The organism is Burkholderia sp. APQ4-4ca (genome assembly GCF_057837105.1).
Window position 1 is genome coordinate 1 of record NZ_JBYQCG010000050.1, and the last position, 339, is coordinate 339.

The 339-nt window shown below is 55.5% G+C and carries 1 protein-coding gene; it reads left to right on the forward strand.

The window, feature by feature from the left end:
• A partial coding sequence (locus AC3IFE_RS01625) for a hypothetical protein (protein ID WP_489189396.1) occupies positions 1-339 on the forward strand: 339 nt, incomplete at both ends.

The window sequence follows — 339 nt, forward strand, 5'->3', positions numbered from 1 at the left end:
AGCGGACGACGTTCGCATTTAGGTCGAACAGCCGGTATCCCACCATCTACGCCGACTACCGCTCGTTACTGGTCCATCCTCGTGAGGACACGGACGAGTATCGTGAAGCCCAGACGAAGGGCAGTACTCTGTACCCTCTCTTGTCGAGTTGGGCCTCCTCGCTCGGTGAGGAAGAAAGTGCTCAATACATCGCCACTTTCACCGAGAAGTATCTCGGTCACTGCAATATGCAGTTCTGGCTGGCCGGCGATGATAGTGAGGATCACGTATATACCCGTGGCGACAATCACGGGACCTCTCTAGGCAATATTCCGATCACCGCCGATGGTGAAAGAGCGG